We start from the raw sequence: 14,817 nt of genomic DNA, 5'->3' as shown, positions 1-14,817 counted from the left end.
TAACAAAAATTACGTTAGGTGTGTTTGCCATTCTCAAAAAGGGCGAAAAAACTAATTGACATAGTACGCTTATACACCAAAAAAACCAGTTAGCGTCCCTAACTGGTTTTTTTGCAGGCTGTTTTGCTGCAGGTCTAGCTGTCCCTTACCTGTTGACATACATTGACGGCGAACAGGATGACACCCACCCCAATCAAAATGGACCCAATAATGGCCCCAATCACCAGACCATGGTTCCCTGTCGTCATCATGATAAACAACGACCCCTGCATGAGCGGCAGACCGATGTTGTGCAGCCAAAAGTGAACGCTGGCCAGCCTGGTCTCTCCCGCTTTCGGATAAGCACGATAAATAAGGCCAACGAGTGCAAGTGAAACCCAACCGAGCAGATTCAAATGCGCGTGTACCGAGGATACCGCAAAGAATTGCAGGATTCCCATTGAAATCCCCATCAAGACAGCGATGACAAAATAGACGACGGCGATCTTCAAACAGCGTGCAGCCATGTTTTCACCTCCTTCTCCACCATTCTACTCGCGTCAGCTTCCAATCATGATGAAACGCAAGGAAAACACCCTCTATTGGAGGATTTGAAGGAAGCCCTTTCTCTCGCGAGGGAGGCAGCTGCCCGCAATAAAACGGTCGAGGAGGTCATGCAGGAGTGAAGCGAACAGCGCCTGACCCGGAGCCGGGCTGGCTGGTCTTACCTGCGCCTATCGGCTGAAGCAGGCAGGTTATCATGCGACCGTCTATGAGGCTTCCAATCGAATCGGCGGCCGCTGCTGGACCCGGCGAGGAGATTTTGCCGACGGCCAGATCGCCGAGCACGGCGGTGAGTTTTGCCGGTGATCATGTCTCCGTTGACTATCAGGGATATCTGAACGGGGCGGTGGAATCCGGTGAAAATGCAGCAGCAGAAATCGCGGCCGACGAGAGAATCGCCCTTAAACAAAAAGCCAGGTAAAACAATTCGCTACTCTCCCGAAATCGTTGTATCATAGAGGGGTGAAGGAGTGATAGCAACGTGATAACGATATTGATCAAACGTCCGCACGAAGATGCAGAAGTCTTGCAGATTGCGGATGCCTCGGAACTGGAAGAGCTCGTAGGAGGCGATTATGAAATCGTCCATGACGACCGCCTGGATGGCTTTCATCTCGTGGTGAACGAGGAGGCTCGTGGTATTCAGGCAAACAACTTTCCCATCTCGTCGGACGGTTTTCTCGACTGGGTGTACGGTCCGTGCGTATTCGTCAAGGCGGACGGTTCGTCGCTGAGTCATGAAGACATCGCTTCCATTCAAGAATACCTTGCTTCGAAGGTATAAAATTCGGCAAAAGACAGCCCCTGCCGCTCTACCAAAATAGAGTGACAGGGGCTCGTTCTTTCTTTATACGACTCGCTTATTTTACACCGCTGCTGCCAAAGCCGCCTGTTCCCCGCTCCGTTTCGTCCAGTTCTTCTACTTCGACAAAATCGGCTAACGGAACGATGGCAAGAACCCCCTGGGCAATGCGGTCTCCTTTCCGAATCAGGTAACTGTGTCGGTCTACTTCATCCTGAATGGTGACGAGCTGTTCGCTCACATCGAGACAAACGGTTCCAACCTCACCGGATGGCGTGCGTGTATTGTCAACCAGCACGCACACCTCGCCGCGGTAACCGGCATCGATCGTTCCCGGTGCGTTGCTTAAACGCAGCTTCGTTTTGGCGCTGATGCCCGAACGAGGCCGAACCTGCAGCTCGTACCCTGCCGGAATGGCGAATGCCAGTCCGGTAGGAATTTTTGCCGATTCCCCCGGCAATATCAAAGCGTCTTCCACTGCCACGAGATCAAATCCTGCATCCATATCGCGAGCGTACCGCGGAATGACCGCATCCGGGTGAAGTCGCTTTATGTGCACCTTTGCGACAAGTCGTTGGTTGGTCGCATTCATCCATACTCTCTCCTCGCTGCCTCTTTTCTCTTACAGGTCGCCCAGATTCAACCCGCTCGATTTGGTGTAGTTGGTCACTTTTTGTTCGAAGAAGTCTGTTTTGGTCTGATTCAGGTTGGCGAAGGTGTCTACCCATTTCATCGGATGCTCCAGATGTTCCGGATACAGGATCTCCAGGTCAAGCGCCTTCATCCGCTGGTTGGCCAGGTATTTAATGTAGCGGTCCAGTATTTCGTTGTTGATGCCGAGGATTTCATTGTTGGTCACGTATTGGCCCCAGCGAATTTCGTGGGAAGCCGCTGTGTGGAACATCTGGCGAATCTCCTCGATCAGCTCCGGAGTAAAAACTTCCGGATTTTCCGCGCGCAATTCGCGGAACATGTTCTGGAACAGCACCACGTGCGTCAGCTCATCCCGCTGGATGTATTTGATCATGGTCGCGGTACCGGTCATTTTGCCCTGGCGAGCGAGCGTATAGAAGAACGAGAAACCGGAGTAGAAATAAAGAGACTCCAGCAGGTAGTTGGCGATAACCGTCTTGACAAAGCTCCGGTCATTCGGGTTGTCGACAAACTCCTGATACAAGTCAGCGATAAATTTGTTCCGTTCCAAAAGGCGCGGGTCATTCCGCCACTCGTCGTAGATGTTCTCCCGCGTCTGCGGCGAGCAGACGGAATCCAGCACGTAGCTGTAAGACTGGGCGTGGATCTCTTCCTGGAAGGTTTGGATGTTTAACAGCGAGCATACTTCCGGAGCCGTGATGTAGTCGGAGATGTTCGGCAGGTTCTCCGTCTGCAGGGAATCCAGAAAGTTCAGGAATGAGATCGTCTTGTCAAAAGCCCGTCGCTCTGCCGGGGACAATGATTCAAACTGCTTCGCATCATTGGCCAAAGGCACTTCTTCCGGTATCCAGAAATTGTTCAGCATGGTGCGGTACAGTTTTGCCGCCCATGGGTATTTGATGCGGTTCCACTCGCGCAGGTTGGTGGTGTTGCCGCCGATCATGCGCTGGGTGCCCCGCTGTCCGTATTCGTTAAAGAGACGTTTTTTCTCCAGTTGCATGGTTCCCTTTCACTCTCCTTGCGTTACAAGCGCATAGACTGCCTACGAGGAGCAGACGACGCAATCTTCCACTTCGACAGATTGGTTGCGGACGTAATAAATCGTCTTCAATCCGTTCTCCCACGCCTGCAGGTACAGGTTCAAAAACTCGGGAGCCGTGATATTCGGTGTAATGTACAGATTGAACGACTGGGCCTGGTCGATGTGACGCTGTCTGGCTCCTGCCGCGCGAATTGACCAGATTTGGTCAATGCGGTGAGCCTCCTTGTAGTAGAATAACGTCTTTTCGTTCAAATTCGGCGCGGTTTGCGGGATGTTGCCGTTCCGCTTTTCCTCCACGAAGAACTTGGCGTACACCGGATCTGTAGAAGCGGTAGAACCGGCGATCAGGCTGGTCGTACCGGTCGGAGCCACGGCAAACGTCCAGGCATTTCGCATGCCGTTTTCTGCCACCTGCCGGCGAAGCTCCGCCCAGCGCTCGCTGCGGTAGTCACGGCGGTCAAAGTACTCGCCCGTCTGCCATTCGCTTCCTTCAAAGACGGCATAGGTGCCTTTTTCCTTTGCCAGTTCCATGGATGCCTTGATCGCATGATAGGCAATCTCTTCGTACAGCTTGTCCGCTATTTCGACGTGCTCTTCGCTCTCCCACTTGATGCCGTTTTGCGCCAGATACTGATGATATCCGCTGGTGCCGAGACCGACAGCGCGGTATTTCTTGTTGGTTACCTGCGCCTGCTTCACCGGATAGTAGTTGAGATCGATCACGTTGTCCAGCATTCGCATCTGGATCGGCACGATACGCGCGATGTCCTCCATCGATTGCACGCGGCCCAGGTTCAGGGAAGAGAGGTTGCACACCACGAAGTCCCCCGGGGTGTAACGCATGACGACTTCGCCATCTTCCAGCTCTTCGCTGACAAACACGGTCGGACTCATGTTTTGCATGATTTCGGTACAAAGGTTTGAAGAGTATACCATCCCTGCATGTTTGTTTGGGTTGGCCCGGTTCACCGTGTCGCGGAAGAAAATGAACGGCGTGCCTGTCTCGAAGCTGCTCGCCATGATGCGCTTCATGATCTCGATGGCTGGAATTTCGGACTTGATGGTGAGGCGAGGTTCATTCACACACCTCTCATAGCGCTCATTGAACTCTTCGCCGTACGAGTCTTCCAGCGAGAAGCCCATCACCTGGCGAACCTCATGCGGATCAAACAGGTACCACATGCCGCGCTCTTTTACGCGCTCCATGAACAGATCGGGAATGCAAACACCCGGGAAGATGTCGTGGGCTTTCATCCGATCGTCGCCGTTGTTGGTCTTCAAGTTGAGGAAATCCAGGATGTCTGCGTGCCAAATGTCCAGGTAAATGGCAAACGCTCCTGCGCGCGTCCCCAGTTGATCCACACTGATGGCAATCTGGTTGTACAGGCGAGTCCACGGCACGACGCCGCCGGATGCGCCCTTGTGTCCGCGAATGGAGGAACCGCGGCTGCGCACTTTGCCCAGATAGATTCCCACGCCGCCTCCGAACTTGGATACCATGGAGGTCGCACTTGCCGTGTTCATAATCCCGGACAACGAGTCGTCCACTGTGTCGATGAAGCAGGAAGACAGCTGGCAGTGCGGCGTACCCGCGTTGGCCAGCGTAGGTGTGGCCACAGTGATTTCCAATTTTGAAAGAATATCGTAAAAATCCTTGGCATGCTTCAGGCGATCTTTCTCCTTCAGCGCAAGGTGCATGGCAATAATCATGAAGCGCTCTTGCGGAAGCTCCATCACGCCGCCGTCAAAGTCTTTGATCAAGTAACGGTCGGCAAGAAGGCGCAACCCGGCGTAGTTAAACAGGTGATCCCGTTCCGGTTTGATGTAGGCACCCAGTTCGACTATTTCCGAATCGCTGTATGTTTCCAGCAGGTATGTACCGTACAAGCCTTTTTCCGTCAGTGTGTGCACGAGTTTGAGAAAATCGCCGTAACCAAAATGTCCGCGATAGCCGCGATTGATGGCGGCGTCCTTGTACAGATCGTACGCGAGCAGCCTCGCTGCGACGAACTGCCAGTCTGGCTGCTCCACGCTTGTCTTCTCCACTGCCGTCTGCATCACGATGCGCTGGATTTCTTTCGTGGTCATTCCGTCGCGAAATTGGATGCAGGCATCCATTTCCAATTCCAGCGGATCACACTGGGGATAGCTTTCGCAAGCGTAACCGATTACTTTTTTCAGCTTGTCAATGCGAAGCTCTTCCGGTTCGCCGTTACGCTTTAGGATTTGAATGGTGCTTACTGCGCTCATAACGCCACTCCCCTATCAAGAAAGGTAAATTCTGTATAAGTCCATCCTGATGACATTTTCATAGTTTACTAGAAGGCACTATATCTAGCAAGACATTAAATTTTTCGACAAAAACAGACACAATATATTGATTTTTTCCGAAAGATTTGTAATACCACAAGACGGGGAAAAAGGGAAGAGGTCAAGTGCCTGGATTTGATGCAAACTTGAATCAGGTTTAGAATTTTCGGGAGAAGGGAGGCAAACCGGTCATGCTCAAAACAAAATGCCTTGAACTTCCACTCATGACGGAACAGCAGATACAGGCTTGTATGGATTTGGCCAACACCGTTTCTTCGCCGCAATGCCGAACCGAATACCTCAAGCGGCGCTTCTCCTCCTACCATTCTGTACTTACCGCCCATGACGAGCAGGGATTAGCGGCGTTTCAATTGATTCAACAGTTTACGAGAAACGATCAGCTGTTTCTATACCTGGGACCGCTGTTCTCCCAGCGAAAGGCGTACCTGCCGATGTTTCTGGCTGCCTTTGACCGGTGGCTGGCAGGGAACCATGGACGCACCGTTCACTTGATGGCGGAAATCCAAAATCCGGAAATTTTGCTCGTGTTTAAAACCTTGTTCTTCCATACGTCATATCCGATTCTTCACACAGCCGCGATCCCCCCTTCCGTACAGGAAACCGCCCGTATTTTTGCGTCCCGGTTTGATCATATCTCCCAGTTGGATACAAGGAATCTGTCGACCCGCGGAGAAGATAGTCTGTATCAATCAAAAAAAGGTACGGAGGACATCCTGGCCTGGATGCGCAGCAGAGGTGTTCATGTGGAACGGGGCGACAGTCAAATTTTGCTGCTCACAGCCGGAGGTTCCCTGCGGGAGCGTCATCGAATCAAAGCCGACCTGCTTCACGGCAAGATGATGCTGCGGCAGTGGCGCCTTTTCCGCCCGATCATGCTGCGCAAGTTTAAGGAGGGAATTCTGCATGGCTGAGATCTACTTCGCCCAAATCAGAGAGGACAGCCGGGTAGAGCGAACGCTGGCCGACCTGTACCGCCCTGCAACTGTTGTCACCATCGGTTCGGGCGGCTGCACCTCCCTGTCCCTCTTGCAGGACGACGTCAAATGCGTGTACGCGGTGGATGCCAATCCGGCGCAGGCTGCCTTGATTGAATGTAAAACAGCTGCGATCTCCACCCTTTCCCGCGAACAGTATCTGGCCTTTATCGGCGAGACCGAAACGGACGACCGGTTGGAGACCTATCGCCGCCTCGCCCCGCTGCTGCCTGATTACGCCCGGGAATACTGGGACCGGCACCTGCCTGACGTCGAACATGGCATCAATCAGTGCGGTGCGACGGAGAGATTTTATCGATTTATCGGCCGCAACATTCGCTATAACCTATACGGCGATGATATCTGGCATGCCCTTTTTGCCTGCAAGACGGTTGAAGAACAAATCGCCTTCCATCAAAAATATTTTACTTCCGAGATCTGGAACACCGCGGTACGTCTTCTCTTGAGCAAAACCACGCATCTGCAGTTCTTTCCCGCCTTTATGTTTGCCCACGCCAACGAGAATGACTTCGGCGCTTTTTTTGCGGCGATGTTTACCCGGGAACTGCACACCAAACCAGTACGAGACAACTATTTCCTGTCACAGCTGCTGTTTTCGACCTATCTGTTCGATCAACCGGAAGGCGTTCCTTACTACCTGAGTGAAACGGGGTATGAGAGGGTGAAGCGAAACCTGCACAAGCTGGTCGTGGTTCCCGCAACGCTGCAGCAGGTATTGCCTGAGCTTCAGGACGTGGATGCGTTTTATTTGTCCAACGTGTTCGACTGGGCCAGTGAAAAGGATCGAGCCTCCATTTGCATGGGGATCCTGCAGGCGGCCTCCGCCGGTGCCGTGGTGCTGTACCGAAACATGCTCTCCAGACATCCGCTTCCTTCCTTTTTCACGGAACAACTGAGGGTGGACGAGGTTCGCTCGGCGGAAATGACTGCCTTGGAACGCTCCATGATGTATCAGCAAATTACGATCGGTGAGTTGCCATGAATTATACCGTTGAACCACTGGGACCCGTAGACAATCAAGCCCTGTTGGAGCTGGCCCGGCTCTCCCATACGGGCAGTGATCAATTTATCGTTGATCGCGCACCCGACTTTTTCGCACTCGGTTGCGAGTGGGGCGAGCCGCGATACTTCGGACTCATGCGTGAAGACCGGTTAATCGGCTGCATCGGTGTGACGAGACAGGTGCGTTTTCTTCACGGACGGGAACAGGATGTCTATTACCTGCACGATCTGCGTGTTCATCCCCACTTTGCTTCCACCCGCGCGTACTACCGCCTGCTCAACCATGTGATGCAGCACCTGCGTGCGCATGCAAACTGGGTGTTTGCCACGGTTTTGGACAGCAATGAGCACCGGCTTGTTCTCACGCGCGGAGGTTCACTGTTACCTTCGGCCGTGCCGATTGGCCGTACAGTTCATTGTGGCGTACCGCTGTTCTTGCCGCTTTCGGGCAATTGGCAAACCATTCGGGCGATATCCCCAAAGACGGCGTGGGATGTTTATGCGGCATGGGCGCGTCCGCTCAACTTTGCCCCCGCTGATCACACGCGCTTTCGTTTCGCGAACGGCATTTTTTTAGGTGCCTATCGTAAAGGACAGCTTGTTGCGGTATGCAAAGTGGTGAATCAAGCGGTCTCACGCAGGCTCGTCTTGTCCAAGCCGCTTCCGCTCTCCTTTCGACTGCTCAATGTGCTCTGCCGTCTTCGTGGAACTCCCCTCCTGCCACAGCAAGGCGGTGTGTTTCACCACGGCTATCTTGCCTATTACGTCTCGGTTGACGGAAGCGACATGAGGCGCGACTTTCTCGCATACCTGTCGCGTTCACACCGAGCCGAATTTACCTATGTCTTTTTCGGACTCCCGAACGAAGCGGCCAGCTCTTACAAGGGTCCGCTCAACATCCGGTTGGGTTCTACCACCTATGCCTATGGTGAAGTCCCGAACGGAATCAGTATGCATTTCCATGAACTGACAATGATATAGGAGGTTGCCCACATGACCCGGTTTGAACAGATCAAGGAACTGACCAGCAAACTGTTTCATCAGCAACAGGTAGAGCTTCACCCTTTGTTTGTCCACATGCGGGAAAACCGCTTTACACCTTTGCAAGCGAAAGCAGCCGCACTTCAAATCTATCATGTCGTGGAGTACTTTCCCCGGTTCCTGTCAGCCATTCTCACAAACATACCCGACTACCGGCTGCGCATGCCGCTGGTCGAAAACCTGTTTGAAGAGCACGGCCGGATGAATGAAAAACGGGTCCACCTGGAAACGTACAAACAGTTTTTGACCGGGATTGGCGTAACCGCTGAAGAGTTGGCAACAAGTGAACCGATCGTACCAGTCATCGCCTACAACCGGGCCATTACCGACCTGTGTCTTCATCACCCCTATGCGGAAGGCTTGGCCGCTCTGGGGGTTATTGAAGAGATCGTCGCCCGTGTCTCCCCGATCGTAGGCAGGTACGCACTGTCCCATTATGAGAAGGAAAAGCAGGATCTTTCCCACTTTACCGATCACGAGACGCTGGATGTGACGCACGCCAACGAGATCTATGAGTTGGCCGCTCGAATCTATGAGGGCGAAAACCGTCCATTGATCGAACGCGGACTCCAGTTGGGTATGTATTACCACACTCGGCTCTACACGGATATTCTCACCCACGTCTCGGCAATTTCATAAAATGCTCACATTCTTCCTATCTTTGGTTTAGCAAATTCCGTACCAGTATGCTATAATCACGTGTGCCAATCAAACAAACTACGAGATAGGGAGGGTGTTTGTACATTGCAAGTACAAAAACCGTATCGCATTCTGCTGTATTACAAGTACACGAAGCTGGACAACTATGAGGAGTACGCAGCTGAACATCTGGAATTCTGCAAGAAGATCGGCTTGAAAGGACGCATCATTGTCGCTCCGGAAGGCCTGAATGGGACGGTTTCCGGAACCGTTGAGCAAACGGATGCCTATATGGAATTCGTTCGTAAAGACCCCCGCTTCGCTGATATCTGGTTTAAAATAGATGAAGCGGACGGCCATGCATTCAAGAAAATGTTCGTCCGCCCGAAAAAAGAACTGGTCACCTGGCGATTTGAAGAAGACGTCGATCCAAATGAAACGACAGGCAAATACCTGACGCCTAAAGAGTTTTACGAAATGCTCCAGCGGGACGATGTAGTGGTCCTCGATGGACGTAACTACTATGAATATGATTTGGGTCATTTCCGCGGCGCGATTCGACCGGAAGTGGAGTCTTCCCGTGAGTTCCCTGAATGGATTCGCGAAAACCTGAGCCAGTACAAAGACAAGAAAGTCCTCACCTACTGCACAGGCGGCATCCGCTGCGAGAAGCTGTCCGGCTTCCTCCTGAAGGAAGGATTCAAGGACGTATACCAGCTGCACGGCGGGGTTGTCACCTACGGTAAAGATCCGGAAGTACAAGGCAGACTGTGGGACGGTAAACTCTACGTATTTGATGAGCGGATTTCCGTGCCGGTCAACCGAACCGATGAAGACGTGGTGATCAGTCATTGCTACTACTGCGGCAAGCCGGAAGACCGTTACGTCAACTGTGCGAACCCATTCTGCAACAAGCAGCACTTCTGCTGCCCTGAGTGCGAAGTGAAGTACAAGCGCTCCTGCTCCGATGAATGCCGTGAGCATCCGCGTAACCGCTATGTAGAAGAAGAAAACGCAAAACTGCAAGCTGCAGGCAAATAAGATGGAAAAAGCTGATCTCAGTTCCTCGAGGTCAGCTTTTTGTATGTTCACTATGATTTTCCCTGTTTATGCGTTTGTATCAAACGCGGGTAATGACATATCGGCTTCCATCCATACCCTGTGTACCCCATCGTTTCTGTCCAAACTCCTCGGGAGACTTCTAGAGACGACCCATACGTGATCTCCTTGATCAGGAACCCCCTTGACGAAGGCATCCCCCAATCCTTTACTTCCCCCCACTATCAGATAGTTTCTCATATATTCCTCCCCGGTTTGAAATTTGGACATCTGGAAAAATTTACTTCTGCCAGATATGACGGTTAGAGGGTGGGTTTAGTTACACCCCCCTGCGGCAACCGATCCTGCAGGAAATTCTCCAGCATTCCGACGTCTACTTCAAACTGACTGTCCTTGTAATACACCGTTGCCTTCGACTCCCCTTTTTTGCCGACAATACGGAGACTGGCCGTACGAATCTCATAACTCCCGTCTTCGCGGAAGTCGCAGGAAGCATCCTTTAACTCCGCTTCCAAAATCGGGGTAATCGTCTGATTCACTGCATCCTGCGTCCCCTGCACCATAGACCGTCCGAGCTGAATGACCTGTTCGGGACTAAATTGAAAGAACAGCACAAGAACCGTACCGAGAATAACGAACAGAGATAAAAGGCGCAGCAAGCTGCGAAACATTACCTGAAACACCACAACGGCCAGCAGGATACAAGCTGCGATGGGCCAGTAGTCCTTTACCAGTTGAAGTATCAGTTCCACCAACATCACTCCTTCACCACTCATTTTGGACAAAAAAAGAGTGAATGTTACCTATTCGGGCACGAATGCCAAAAAAGGGGATGATCTCTATTCTGAAAGTTTGCACTTTCATTTATAATGAAAAAAACAGCGAAGAAAGGTAGAGGTTACAACGTGAACGATCTGCTGCACCGCTTTCCTTTTCCCTTTACAAACGATGTGTATCGTTATTCCAACAATTCCATCCCGTTGGAGCATCCTGTCTGTTTTGAGATCACTCCGGAATATCCGCAGGAAATTGAACGGAAGCGTCAACTGCTGAACGAGTATCACAACCGTTGCTACCAATCCCTGCCGCACACACGGGAAGCCCAGTGGGAAATCGTCGAACTGGTGCTGGATCAGATGGCGCTCTATCATCCCGAATCCTTCCAGGTAGACAAACAAGAGGGGGACTGCTTGTTTCATAACAGGTTGACGGGCGAGACACAGCGGTTTACCATCGGGGACGATTCCAGCCTGCCCTGTGAACCTCTTGATTTTATCGGACGTCATCTGCAAGAGGATTGTATCCTGATGATGCAGCGGGACGGCGACCTCTTTCTTGACGCCGGGCAGCTATGCTTCCCTGCCAACTGGTCGCTGCAGTTCAACACCGGCATGAACTTTTTGCAGATTCACTCACCCATTCCCGGCTTTAACGACCAGGGACTTGCCGACCGAATCCGCGCATTTCTCATGCGGATTGAAGCAGGACAACCGTGGATCCGACGCAACTGGTCGCTCAATGCAGGCAGGCGCCTTGATACCTCACTCGAAACCTTTCACCTCTGGGGACCGGATCGAAAAAAGGTAACGCCGGAAAATGCGGGAGAATTCGTTCATTTGCGGGTCGAGGTGCAAAAGCTGTTTCGACTGCCCCGTTCCAATGGGCTGCTGTTTACCATCCACACCCATTTGATTTCGCTTGAGGAGCTGTCCCGCAACCGAGCCTGGACGGAACAGCTGTACCGTGTTCTGTGCGAGCTTCCTGACTTCATCGCAGACTACAAAGGGATCCTCCTGTACAAGGAGGCCACTCTTTCCTATCTGGAAAACATCCTTGCCCGGGAGGCGTTGTGACAATGAAGAACCCTTCCTTCACTTTTGTGGAAGGCAAACGAAAGTACCTGCTATACACCGATCATACCGGGTCCGAGTCGGTCGAACCGCTCATCCGCACCTTGCTTCACCGGAGGCTGCCGTTTGAATGGCATGTTGCCGAAGGAATGAAGGAAGCAGACATGACTTATTGGCTGTCCTCCCAAACCATTGGAACCTATTTGTATCTGGCAGGAAAAAGGGAGCTGGTAGAGACAGGACGGACAGCGGCATACGAAGCCGGATACAGCGACGACGAATTTCAGACATTGCTCGTCGGAGAGCCCATGACGCGCATTTTCTGTACCGTGTGTGAACAGCTAAGCCTGGTACCAAAGAAGGCGCAGGTAATCTGCGCGCAATGCAAAGCGCCGCTCTCCGTTACGGACCACTTCTCGCCTCGTCTACAGGCGTATCTGGCTTACCGCCCCATATCATTGGAAACCAAGGTGATTACGGAATGAAGCTGAATGTAAGGGTCACGGATATCTGGGAAGAAACACTGTCTGTCAAACGGTTTTGTCTTTCTCCGGCAAACGGGGAACAGCTGCCTCCGTTTTCTGGCGGAGCCCATATTACGACGTACTTGAAATCGGACAACAGCGTTCTTGAGCGGCATTACTCCTTGATCAGCAATCCACGCGACCGCTCTCACTACCAAATTGCGGTCCGTTTGCAAGACAACTCACGCGGCGGTTCCGCTTTTTGGCATCAACGCGTGCAAGTAGGACATATGCTGCAAATCAGCTACCCGAAAAATCACTTTTCGCTCAGTACCCGCGCCAAGCACCATGTCTTGTGCGCTGCAGGAATCGGGATCACGCCGTTTCTTTCGATGATGCAGGACCTCGAGGGAAAGTCGTTTGAACTGCACATGGCAGCCCCCTCCCGGGATGAGTGCCCATTTTATGAACACATCCTGCGGCAGTACCCGTCGCAGGCGAATTTTTACTTCTCACGCGAGGGGCAGCGCCTGACACCTGAATTTCTCTCCGAACAACGCATGGGCACCCACGTCTACGTCTGCGGTCCTGACGCGATGGTCAAGCAGTTTACAGCAGCTGCCCGATCATATGGGTATCCGGCAGGCAACATTCATTTCGAACGGTTTGCACCGCCTGTCATTCAGGAATCGAAGCCGTTTGTGGCACAGCTGAACCAGAGCAATCGTTCAATCACGGTCTCGGAGAACGAGAGCCTGCTTGACGTGCTGCTGCGAGAAGGCGTGAAAGTGCCTTACTCGTGTCGGGTAGGCCGCTGTGGAACTTGTCAACTGGAAGTGCTGGAAGGCGAAGTGGCACATTACGACCTACTGCTTAGCGATGCGGAAAAAGAGAGCCAGCGACTCATTCTTCCCTGTGTTTCCCGCGCCCGCTCTGAACGCATTGTCCTATCCATTTAAAAGATGAACCCGCTGGATGTCTTCCAACGGGTTTCTTCATGTTCTATTTGGTTATTCATTCCCGCGTTTTGCAGGACGAACGGCTCGCGTCAATCAGCTGTTTGACCGACATCCCGAACGCATACAGCGACAGGACAACCAGTAAAACATGCGGCATCATGGGCAGAAGACCCGCTATTGTCGGATTGGCAAATCAAGACAAGGATACACCCGATCATACTGATTCCTTTGGGAAACCAATGGGTATGGAACTGCAATCCAATCCCTCCTTCCGATATGGGGACGATTGCACTCCAGAAAAAGTTACACGAACTCTTAACAAAAAACAGCGCGTTGTTCCCGCGCTGCTGCCTCAAATCTGCAAGGCGTTTTTTTGCGCCAGGTACAAGGCGAATTCTACCGGTTTGCTGATCGCCTGCTTGTAGAGTTGGGGAGTGCCCATCTCCTTAAAAATCTCACGCCCCGGTTTGGGGTTGACCTCGATCAGCCACGCCCGACCATTCACGTCAATGCCGATGTCCAACCCCAACTCCATCATCCGTCCGAAGTGATTTTCGATCGTCTCGGCGGTCTGATGAGCAAGCTGGCCGCAATCCTGCAGGATTTCTTTTGTCCGCTCTTCTCCAAATCGGGGGCGAAGAAACGACTGGGCCGGGACCGCTTTCCCTCCCCCGTGCAGGTTGGAGGTGGCGCTGCGCTCCCCGCCGACACGGATGCCGTACCCCGTGATGCTCCACTCCCCGCTCCCGTTTTTCTGGATCAAGAGCCGCATGTCAACTGTCCGCGTCGGTACGAGATTGAGGAGAAGCCCCTGCTGGACGATAAACTTCTCATTGACCCACCTGTCAATCCAGCGGCAAAGGGAGGGGATTTGCTGAATGACGACGGATCTTTTCGCCCTTTGCCTGTCCCGCCCCAGCAGGTGAAAGCCGTCACTCGTCTTCTCCAGCCTGAGTATTCCTCTGCCGCCCGTACCGTTCAACGGCTTTAGATACAGCAAGGGATGCCGGCCAATCATTTTTTGCAGATTGGCATGGGAATACAGCATCGCCTCCGGCAACCAGCGGTGCATGCGCACATCGCGCCACAGCACCTCATGGACACGCCACTTGTTGGCCAATCGGTTGTTCGCGTACAAAAAGTGATTTTGCTTGCGAAACGCGACGTACTTCCGAAAATGTTCGGACGGCGTGTACCGATAGCGATCGATGACGACATCCGGCCGTTCGAAGATCCTCCCCTGCCAGCTTCCCGGTCCGTTGGGAACGAAACCTCTCACCTGTCTGCCGGACAGAACGTCGTGTGGGGAAAACAAAAACACCAAACAGCCGAGCTCGTTTCCCGCCCGGATCAGGCGGCGAAAGTATGCGGGCTCGGCAAACTTTTTTCCTTCCCGCCAAGTCAGGATGCCGATTGCGGGTCTTTTCATGTCCACA

General features: G+C 52.6%; 17 protein-coding genes and 1 pseudogene. 11 read left to right on the top strand and 7 right to left on the bottom strand.

Annotated features, from left to right (window positions below; genetic code table 11):
* Nucleotides 1-134 precede the first annotated feature (134 nt).
* Nucleotides 135-506 (bottom strand): cytochrome-c oxidase, encoded by a 372-nt coding sequence (locus tag ACE99V_RS15560; protein WP_400492080.1) that lies wholly within the window; start codon nucleotides 504-506, stop codon nucleotides 135-137.
* Nucleotides 507-693: 187 nt separating this feature from the next.
* On the opposite strand from ACE99V_RS15560, the gene ACE99V_RS15555 reads away from it, so the two are divergent.
* The 3 genes from ACE99V_RS15555 to ACE99V_RS15545 are packed head-to-tail and all read left to right on the top strand — an operon-like array spanning nucleotide 694 to nucleotide 1,327.
* On the top strand, nucleotides 694-849 hold the full coding sequence (locus tag ACE99V_RS15555; RefSeq protein WP_400492083.1) for an FAD-dependent oxidoreductase: 156 nt from the start codon (nucleotides 694-696) through the stop codon (nucleotides 847-849).
* Nucleotides 833-964: an FAD-dependent oxidoreductase gene (locus ACE99V_RS15550; protein WP_400492082.1), complete on the top strand. Its 132-nt coding sequence runs from the start codon at nucleotides 833-835 to the stop codon at nucleotides 962-964. Before ACE99V_RS15555 ends, ACE99V_RS15550 begins: the two co-directional genes overlap by 17 nt.
* Before the next feature lie 60 nt (nucleotides 965-1,024).
* A complete protein-coding gene (locus tag ACE99V_RS15545) occupies nucleotides 1,025-1,327 on the top strand; it encodes a DUF3846 domain-containing protein (RefSeq protein ID WP_400492079.1) in 303 nt (100 codons plus the stop codon).
* 76 nt (nucleotides 1,328-1,403) lie between these two features.
* Here ACE99V_RS15545 and ACE99V_RS15540 read toward each other — a convergent pair whose 3' ends face one another.
* Genes ACE99V_RS15540 through ACE99V_RS15530 form a run of 3 tightly spaced genes read right to left on the bottom strand, consistent with a single transcriptional unit; the run spans nucleotide 1,404 to nucleotide 5,291 of the window.
* Complete coding sequence (locus ACE99V_RS15540) at nucleotides 1,404-1,937, bottom strand: dUTP diphosphatase (RefSeq protein WP_400492078.1); 534 nt, start codon at nucleotides 1,935-1,937, stop codon at nucleotides 1,404-1,406.
* 30 nt (nucleotides 1,938-1,967) lie between these two features.
* Complete coding sequence (locus ACE99V_RS15535; protein ID WP_400492077.1) at nucleotides 1,968-2,999, bottom strand: ribonucleotide-diphosphate reductase subunit beta; 1,032 nt, start codon at nucleotides 2,997-2,999, stop codon at nucleotides 1,968-1,970.
* Between the two features lie 42 nt (nucleotides 3,000-3,041).
* Complete coding sequence (locus ACE99V_RS15530) at nucleotides 3,042-5,291, bottom strand: ribonucleoside-diphosphate reductase subunit alpha (protein ID WP_400492076.1); 2,250 nt, start codon at nucleotides 5,289-5,291, stop codon at nucleotides 3,042-3,044.
* Nucleotides 5,292-5,542: 251 nt separating this feature from the next.
* On the opposite strand from ACE99V_RS15530, the gene ACE99V_RS15525 reads away from it, so the two are divergent.
* From ACE99V_RS15525 to trhO, 5 genes are all read left to right on the top strand, one after another.
* Nucleotides 5,543-6,283 carry a hypothetical protein gene (locus ACE99V_RS15525; protein ID WP_400492075.1) on the top strand — a complete coding sequence of 247 codons (741 nt, stop codon included), beginning with the start codon at nucleotides 5,543-5,545 and terminating at the stop codon, nucleotides 6,281-6,283.
* Complete coding sequence (locus ACE99V_RS15520; protein ID WP_400492074.1) at nucleotides 6,276-7,349, top strand: DUF3419 family protein; 1,074 nt, start codon at nucleotides 6,276-6,278, stop codon at nucleotides 7,347-7,349. Before ACE99V_RS15525 ends, ACE99V_RS15520 begins: the two co-directional genes overlap by 8 nt.
* The gene (locus ACE99V_RS15515; protein WP_400492073.1) at nucleotides 7,346-8,350 is read left to right on the top strand and encodes a GNAT family N-acetyltransferase; all 1,005 of its coding nucleotides are present in this window, start codon (nucleotides 7,346-7,348) and stop codon (nucleotides 8,348-8,350) included. Before ACE99V_RS15520 ends, ACE99V_RS15515 begins: the two co-directional genes overlap by 4 nt.
* A gap of 12 nt (nucleotides 8,351-8,362) precedes the next feature.
* Nucleotides 8,363-9,049: an iron-containing redox enzyme family protein gene (locus ACE99V_RS15510; RefSeq protein WP_400492072.1), complete on the top strand. Its 687-nt coding sequence runs from the start codon at nucleotides 8,363-8,365 to the stop codon at nucleotides 9,047-9,049.
* Nucleotides 9,050-9,154: 105 nt separating this feature from the next.
* On the top strand, nucleotides 9,155-10,090 hold the full coding sequence (gene trhO, locus ACE99V_RS15505) for an oxygen-dependent tRNA uridine(34) hydroxylase TrhO (RefSeq protein WP_400492071.1): 936 nt from the start codon (nucleotides 9,155-9,157) through the stop codon (nucleotides 10,088-10,090).
* A gap of 93 nt (nucleotides 10,091-10,183) precedes the next feature.
* Here the strand turns inward: trhO and ACE99V_RS15500 are convergent.
* Both ACE99V_RS15500 and ACE99V_RS15495 read right to left on the bottom strand, forming a co-directional pair.
* A pseudogene (locus ACE99V_RS15500) lies at nucleotides 10,184-10,348 on the bottom strand (short-chain dehydrogenase); the annotation flags it as partial.
* 62 nt (nucleotides 10,349-10,410) lie between these two features.
* Complete coding sequence (locus tag ACE99V_RS15495; RefSeq protein ID WP_400492070.1) at nucleotides 10,411-10,860, bottom strand: hypothetical protein; 450 nt, start codon at nucleotides 10,858-10,860, stop codon at nucleotides 10,411-10,413.
* Nucleotides 10,861-11,013: 153 nt separating this feature from the next.
* Between ACE99V_RS15495 and ACE99V_RS15490 the strand changes: the two genes are divergently transcribed.
* From ACE99V_RS15490 to ACE99V_RS15480, 3 genes are read left to right on the top strand one after another with little or no spacing between them, the layout of a single operon-like run.
* A complete protein-coding gene (locus ACE99V_RS15490; protein WP_400492069.1) occupies nucleotides 11,014-11,961 on the top strand; it encodes a heme-dependent oxidative N-demethylase family protein in 948 nt (315 codons plus the stop codon).
* Nucleotides 11,962-11,963: 2 nt separating this feature from the next.
* Nucleotides 11,964-12,443 carry a dimethylamine monooxygenase subunit DmmA family protein gene (locus ACE99V_RS15485; protein ID WP_400492068.1) on the top strand — a complete coding sequence of 160 codons (480 nt, stop codon included), beginning with the start codon at nucleotides 11,964-11,966 and terminating at the stop codon, nucleotides 12,441-12,443.
* Nucleotides 12,440-13,381 (top strand): PDR/VanB family oxidoreductase, encoded by a 942-nt coding sequence (locus ACE99V_RS15480; RefSeq protein WP_400492067.1) that lies wholly within the window; start codon nucleotides 12,440-12,442, stop codon nucleotides 13,379-13,381. Before ACE99V_RS15485 ends, ACE99V_RS15480 begins: the two co-directional genes overlap by 4 nt.
* A gap of 352 nt (nucleotides 13,382-13,733) precedes the next feature.
* On the opposite strand, the gene ACE99V_RS15475 is transcribed toward ACE99V_RS15480, so the two are convergent.
* Nucleotides 13,734-14,810 carry a YheC/YheD family endospore coat-associated protein gene (locus ACE99V_RS15475; protein ID WP_400492066.1) on the bottom strand — a complete coding sequence of 359 codons (1,077 nt, stop codon included), beginning with the start codon at nucleotides 14,808-14,810 and terminating at the stop codon, nucleotides 13,734-13,736.
* Nucleotides 14,811-14,817: the final 7 nt, after the last annotated feature.

It is taken from the genome of Brevibacillus soli (assembly GCF_044759095.2).
Taxonomy (GTDB): domain Bacteria; phylum Bacillota; class Bacilli; order Brevibacillales; family Brevibacillaceae; genus JBIYSM02.
This window is presented reverse-complemented; position numbering and strand designations above follow the sequence as displayed.